We start from the raw sequence: 6,439 nt of genomic DNA, 5'->3' as shown, positions 1-6,439 counted from the left end.
CTCGCGCTTATGATCCGCTTCGGCGCGCCGCCTGCCGCCGTTGACTTCGGGCTCGCCTGCCTGGTGGCGGTTTCCGCTTTTTACGCCGTGACCCTTTACTACAAAGTGAGCGCCCACGCCGCAACTCTGGCGGCTTTTTGCGCGATGCTGCTCACTCTTTTCCACAAATGGGATGCGGTGGCGGCGTCAGCCGCGCTTCTTCCTTTTGTGTCGTGGGCACGCGTGCGGCTCAACCGGCACACGACAATGCAGACGGTTACCGGCTGCCTGCTTGGCTGGTTCGCGGTATTCGCGGTTCTAAAAATCAAAGGATATTAAGTGGCTTTAACCTAGCGCACTTTCAAAAATCTTCTCAACTATGTCGCCCGAATTGTCGCGGTATTCCACCGCGCGGGGACTTGGGGAATTGACAAACTCTTCAAGTTTTTGAGCAAGGCGCGAAGCAACCGGTTTTTCAACAATCGCGCCAATCTTTTCAAGCGCGACGGCATTGCACTCCTGCTCATACTGCCCCTTCATCGGAGTTACGAAAAGTTTTTTGCCGAGAAAAAGCGCTTCGGACGGGGTTTCAAAACCGCTGTTGCAAAACACCCCCTCGCACGCGCAGATGGAGTCCGCAAAGGCGCCGTCGTCCACCGGAAAAACCGAGACATTTCCCTTTCTCTCCCTGCCTGATGTGTGCTTTGAAAACACATGCCATTCCACATCAATATCGCGAAGATACGGAACAATTTTCTCCGGCGCGAAGGAAGGCAGATAGACCGTGTAGTGCCCGTTGTTCAAACAGGCGCGCTCGCGAATCTGTTTTCTTATAATGGGCGTTTCTATAAAAGAATCGTATTTCTCAAAGTGGAGTCCGAGTGGAATTGAGACTGGCGCGTACCATTTCAAAACCGCCTCTGAGAGACGGTCAACTTTTTCAGGCCTCGGTGTTTTGTCGGACGCAAAAGAGGTCTGGTGTGAAAGCGACACGCATTTCTTTCCCTTCAAAAGACACGCCCACGAGGAAACGGGCTCAAAGTCGCTCACGACCACATCGTATTTTTCAACGGGCAGTTTCGTAACGTGGGAAAAAAGCTCGTGCGGACGCGCTTTTTTGATTGAGGAAAGAATATCAATTCCACCCTCTTTGCCAAAAATAAAACCCAGCCCGCGCGGTTTGAATTTTATTTCCGCCCCGATATCTATTTCGCTGTGAGACTCGCTCAGACAGATGTCAACTTCGGCCCCCCGGAGTTTTAAAAGCGACACAATCTCGCGCGACCGGACAATGTGTCCGTTTCCCGTTCCCTGAATGCTGTAAAGAACTTTCACTTCAAACCGTTGTTGTTCATAGTATTTTCAATTCTCAAAAAATCAAAGTAGAATGGCGTAACGCGCTTTTCGGCGGCGGGGGTTTCTAATGGAAATAAAGTGGTCTGACAGAATATCTGAACTGCCGCCCTATCTTTTCGCGGAGATAGACAAAAAGAAGGCGGAATGTGTAGCCAAAGGGGTTGATGTGATTGACCTCGGAGTCGGCGACCCGGACATTCCCACGCCCTCACACATAATCGGCGCGGCGGCAAAAGCTCTTGCCGACCCCGCGAACCACCGATATCCCTCATACGCGGGAATGATGCAATTCAGAGTTGCGGCGGCGCAGTGGTTCGAAAAAAGGTTCGGTTTGAAACTCAATCCCGACACCGAGGTTCTCGCGCTTATCGGCTCAAAAGAGGGGGTCGCCCACGCGCCGATGGCGTTTGTCAATCCCGGAGACCTGGCGCTTGTTCCCGACCCCGGTTATCCGGTGTATCCGGTTTCGGTCGCGTTTGCCGGCGGCCGTCCGCACGTGATGCCGCTTTTGAAGGAAAACGGCTTCCTGCCGGATTTTGACGCTATTCCATCCGAAGTCGCCTCGCGGGCAACAATGATGTTTTTGAACTATCCCAACAACCCGACCGCCGCGGTCGCGGACGGTGAGTTTTTTGAAAAAGTCGTCCGGTTCGCGCGCGACAACAACATAGTCGTCTGCCACGACGCCGCCTACACCGAAATCGCGTTTGACGGCTTTTCGCCTCCCAGTTTTCTCCAGACGCCCGGAGCGAAAGAGGTTGGAATTGAGTTCCATTCTCTCTCCAAAACATTCAGCATGACGGGCTGGAGAATCGCTTTTGCGGCGGGTTCGGAGCGGGCAATTGCCGCGCTCGGCAAGGTGAAAACCAACATAGATTCGGGCGCGTTTCAGGCGGTTCAAATCGCGGGCATTGAGGCGCTCACCGAGGAAGACCCCGGTTTTGAAGACAGGGTGGACACATACCGCCGGAGAAGAGACATTTTCTGCGAAGGACTCAACAAAGCGGGACTGCCGTATAACAAACCGCTTTCAACTTTTTATGTCTGGTTTGAGACGCCGCCCGGCGTTACCTCCGCGCAGTTTTCGTCCATGCTTCTTGAACAGTGCGGGGTTGTGGTAACGCCCGGAAACGGCTTCGGCGAATTCGGAGAAGGCTATGTGCGCGCCTCAATAACGTTTGACACGGAAAGAATAAAAGAGGCTGCGGACAGATTGGCGTCTCTCTCTTTTTGAGCGGCCCCGCCGGATTTCGCGATGCTATCTGATATTTTTCATCTGTTGGTTTTTCCCGTTGAGGTTTTGTATTTCGTCTCCCTGTCGCTTCTCTCCATTATGGGTTTTCACTGGTATCGCCTTTGCTGGCTTTATCTCAAAACCCGCAAGCGCTCATCGTTCCTTCCCGCTCCGCCGGACGATTCCCGGCTTCCGTCCGTAACTGTTCAGATACCGGTCTATAACGAGGTCTATGTCGTGAAAAGGGTCATAGAGGCGGTTTGCGCGATGGACTATCCTTCTCATCTGCTTGAGATTCAGGTGCTTGACGACTCGACCGATGAAACTTCCAACATCGCTTATGAGGTGATTGAGCGCGAAAAACAGCGCGGCGTGAACATAAGCCACGTCCGCCGCCGGACGCGGCGCGGGTTCAAAGCCGGAGCGCTCAAAGATGCGTTTGGGTCTGCGCGCGGCGAGTTTATAGCGCTTTTTGACGCCGATTTTGTTCCGGTACGCGATTTTCTGCGGAAAGTTCTGGGCTGTTTTTCAGACCCGCGCGTGGGCATAGCGCAGGCGCGCTGGGGGCATACAAATATGGAGCAGTCTATTCTTACGCGCCTGCAATCGGTTTTTCTTGACGGGCATTTCGTCATTGAGCAAGCCGGGCGCTCGGCTTCGGGGCTGTTTCTCAATTTCAACGGAACCGCTTCGGTGATCAGAAGGGAGTGTCTGATTTCATCGGGCGGCTGGCATGAAGACACAATGGCGGAGGATCTTGACCTCAGTTGCCGAGCGCAATTGAAAGGGTGGAGAATAGAGTATCTGAAAGACCTTGTATGCCCGGCGGAGATTCCGTCCGACATCGCGGCGTTCAAATCCCAGCAACGCCGCTGGACGGGCGGGGGAGTGCAGAACGCGAGGAAGTTTCTCGCCACGCTTATTTCAAACAAGGAGTTTTCCGCCGCTTTCAGGATTGAGGCGGCTTTTCATATGCTCCGCAGTTTTTTGAGTCCGCTTTTTCATTTCTATCTGTTTTCCGCGGTCGTCATAGCGATTGCGGGCGGCAGTTTTCCGGCGTCCGCCTACAATCTTGTGGGCGCGTCCGCTTTCGCGGCAAGTGGCGGAATTTTTCTGTTTTACACGCTCGCGGTGATGGAATCGTCTCCCGGGAGAAAAATCTGGAGATTCGCGGCGGTGCCGTTTGTCATCGTTCTGCTTTCGGGAATCTCAATAAGCAACGCGCACGAGGTGTATCGCTGTCTCGCGGGAAGGGGCGGCGGTTTTGTGCGCACGCCGAAAACCGCTTCGGCAACTCCGGCGGGACATATTTACGGGCAGAAGTTTAATTTCACCGCGTTTTTTGAGTTGGCGGCGGCCGGCGCGCTTCTGTTCTGCGCTTTTGCGGGCGGAGTGAAGGACCCGCTCATGAAGGGCATTTTGACCGCCTTTTCGGGCGCGTTTTTGTATGTCTTTTTCCTTTCGGTAAAAACTCACCTTGAAAGGTTTTTTCGCGGGTCTTGACAAAATAAAACCTGAATTTAATATAGTGTCCGTTATTTAAGGTGAGTCGGTGATTTCCTGAGACGGAAGTCCTTCCGGAGGTTTTTATGTCAGAATATCGGTTTAGTTCAAGAACGAAGCATTTTGTTCAGCCCAAGCAGTGGGCGAGCATGAGAGTAGCCAAGGATCTTGAGAAAAAGACGGGCATGACCATAATCCATTTTGAAAAAGGGGATTATCAGGGACCCGATTTTGAAACTCCCCGGCACATAATTGAGGCGACAACCGAAGCGGTTGAACAGGGCTATGTGCGCTATGACCCGGGTCCGGGTCTTCCGGAACTCAGAGCGGCGATTGCGGAAAGAACAACCTCTCAGGGACGCAAAACCGACCCCGAAGAGGTGATCGTAACCGCCGGAGCGAAGCACGCGCTTACCGCATCTCTCAACATCTTTCTTGAAGACGGTGACGAAGTGGTATTTCCCAACCCCGGTTATCCGCCCGATGAGGTGTGGGCGAAGTATTTGGGAGCGAAGATAAAACACACCCCGCTTACCGATCCCGACTGGCAGTTTGATGTTAAAGGGCTTGAATCCCTCATAACCCCGAAAACGAAACTTCTCATAATAAACACCCCCCAGCGTCCCAACGGACATCTGGTTGAAAACCCCGAAGAGATAGCGGAAATGTGCCAGAGACACCCCGATTTGGTTGTAATATCGGACGAGATTTTCTCTCAAGTAACCTTTGACAAACCGCACAAAAGCATAAGCGCGGTTGACGGAATGGCGGACAGAACAATCGTTATTGACACATTTTCAAAAACATGGGCGATGACCGGATGGAGAATCGGCTGGGCGGTCGCGCCGGAGCCGATAGTGGAGAAGATGTCAATCTTCCTCCAGGATTCCATAACAAACGTTGCCGCTTTGATACAGCGCGCCGCTTATTGCGCCCTCACGGGCCCGCAGGACTGGGTTCACGAAAAGCACGCCCTTCTGCAACAGAAAAGAGACAGAATGGTTGCCGCTCTGAACAATGTTCCCGGAGTCAAATGCGACACGCCGGACGGGGCGTTTTACGCTTTTGCCGACATAACGGGAACAGGCCTTACTTCGCAGGAATACACGGACCGCCTCGTTGAACGCGCCGGAGTTGCCGTTGTCGCCGGACCCGCTTTCGGAGACAGGGGCGAGGGCTTTGTCCGCGTAACTTACGCGTGCTCCGATGAAGACATAGACGAGGGAACGCGCAGGATGAAAGAAGCCGATTTGAAATAGCGGTTTTTTCCACGTTTTTTATTCCTTCAAACTTAACCCCCGGTTAACCGATTTTTAACATTTTGCGGGTTTACTCCATTGCGATGCGGGACAAATTTCCCGCAATTTCTCACCGGAGGAAAACAAAAAATGTTGAGAAAAAGCTTTTATGTGTTTTTCATAGCGGTTTTCGCGGCATCGTTCGCCGCCTTTCCGGCTTCCGCCGCGGTGGAAGTTGACGGGAAACTTCCAACTTACAGAAAGACTAAAAAGAGGGTTTCCGGGCAGATAAACAGCGTCGGCTCGGACACGATGAACAACCTGATGGCTCTGTGGTGCGAAGGGTTCAAAAAACGCTACCCCAGAGTCAAATGCCAGATAGAAGGCAAGGGCTCAAGCACGGCGCCGCCCGCGCTGATTAAAGGAACTTCGCAGTTCGGCCCCATGTCGCGCAAGATGAAGTCAAAAGAGGTTGACGCTTTTGAGAAGGAGTTCGGATACAAACCGGTGGCCATACCGACTGCGGTTGATATGCTCGCGGTTTTCGTGAGCAAGCAAAATCCGGTCAAATGCCTTTCCATAAAACAGATTGACGCCGCCTTTTCAAAAACCCGCCGTTGCGGAGCTGAAACAGCCGCCGTGAACTGGGCGGACATCGGAGTCGGCGGCGCGTGGGGATCGCGCGCGATAACGCTTTACGGAAAAAACTCCGCTTCGGGCACTTACGGATACTTCAAGAAAACAGCGCTGTGTAAAGGCGACTATTCGGACTCGGTCAAAGAACAGCCGGGTTCCGCGTCAGTTGTTCAGGGCGTAAGCAATGACAAATACGCGATGGGATACAGCGGAATCGGCTACCAGACTTCCGGCGTCAAAGCCATAGCGATTTCCGGCAAAAGAGGGAAATGCATTAAGCCGTCTCCCTACAAAAAAAGATATCCCCTGGCGAGGCATCTGTATCTTTACATTAACAAGCGTCCCGGCAGGAAGTTTGACACTCTGCGCAAAGAGTTTCTCAAATTCGTTTTGAGCAAACAGGGGCAGAAGGTTGTCGTCAAAGACGGATACATTCCTCTGGACGGCAAAACCGTGAGAAAACTCAGGAAAAAATATCTCACCAGGAAATAAC

The 6,439-nt window shown here is 52.7% G+C and carries 6 protein-coding genes; 5 read left to right on the top strand and 1 reads right to left on the bottom strand.

Annotated features, from left to right (window positions below; translation table 11 throughout):
• Nucleotides 1–318, top strand: a 318-nt coding sequence (locus ACY430_RS05285) for a phosphatase PAP2 family protein (protein WP_462137846.1), incomplete at its 5' end; no start/stop codon positions are given.
• A 6-nt stretch (nt 319–324) separates the two neighbouring features.
• On the opposite strand, the gene ACY430_RS05280 is transcribed toward ACY430_RS05285, so the two are convergent.
• Nucleotides 325–1,314 (bottom strand): glycosyltransferase family protein, encoded by a 990-nt coding sequence (locus ACY430_RS05280; RefSeq protein WP_462137845.1) that lies wholly within the window; start codon nt 1,312–1,314, stop codon nt 325–327.
• Between the two features lie 88 nt (nt 1,315–1,402).
• On the opposite strand from ACY430_RS05280, the gene ACY430_RS05275 reads away from it, so the two are divergent.
• The 4 genes from ACY430_RS05275 (at nt 1,403) to ACY430_RS05260 (ending at nt 6,438) form a co-directional block, all read left to right on the top strand.
• Nucleotides 1,403–2,569: an LL-diaminopimelate aminotransferase gene (locus ACY430_RS05275; protein WP_462137844.1), complete on the top strand. Its 1,167-nt coding sequence runs from the start codon at nt 1,403–1,405 to the stop codon at nt 2,567–2,569.
• Nucleotides 2,570–2,590: 21 nt separating this feature from the next.
• Nucleotides 2,591–4,072 carry a glycosyltransferase gene (locus tag ACY430_RS05270; RefSeq protein ID WP_462137843.1) on the top strand — a complete coding sequence of 494 codons (1,482 nt, stop codon included), beginning with the start codon at nt 2,591–2,593 and terminating at the stop codon, nt 4,070–4,072.
• 86 nt (nt 4,073–4,158) lie between these two features.
• On the top strand, nt 4,159–5,331 hold the full coding sequence (locus ACY430_RS05265) for a pyridoxal phosphate-dependent aminotransferase (RefSeq protein WP_462137842.1): 1,173 nt from the start codon (nt 4,159–4,161) through the stop codon (nt 5,329–5,331).
• A 129-nt stretch (nt 5,332–5,460) separates the two neighbouring features.
• Nucleotides 5,461–6,438: a PstS family phosphate ABC transporter substrate-binding protein gene (locus ACY430_RS05260; RefSeq protein ID WP_462137841.1), complete on the top strand. Its 978-nt coding sequence runs from the start codon at nt 5,461–5,463 to the stop codon at nt 6,436–6,438.
• The last annotated feature ends 1 nt before the right edge of the window (nt 6,439 follow it).

It is taken from the genome of Candidatus Mycalebacterium sp., assembly GCF_977828045.1.
This window is presented reverse-complemented; position numbering and strand designations above follow the sequence as displayed.

What these genes read in the sequence shown, in the direction of transcription:
- ACY430_RS05260 (WP_462137841.1), top strand. Translation starts at nt 5,461, where the DNA reads ATGTTGAGAAAAAGCTTTTATGTGTTTTTCATAGCGGTTTTCGCGGCA.
- ACY430_RS05265 (WP_462137842.1), top strand. Translation starts at nt 4,159, where the DNA reads ATGTCAGAATATCGGTTTAGTTCAAGAACGAAGCATTTTGTTCAGCCC.
- ACY430_RS05275 (WP_462137844.1), top strand. Translation starts at nt 1,403, where the DNA reads ATGGAAATAAAGTGGTCTGACAGAATATCTGAACTGCCGCCCTATCTT.
- ACY430_RS05270 (WP_462137843.1), top strand. Translation starts at nt 2,591, where the DNA reads ATGCTATCTGATATTTTTCATCTGTTGGTTTTTCCCGTTGAGGTTTTG.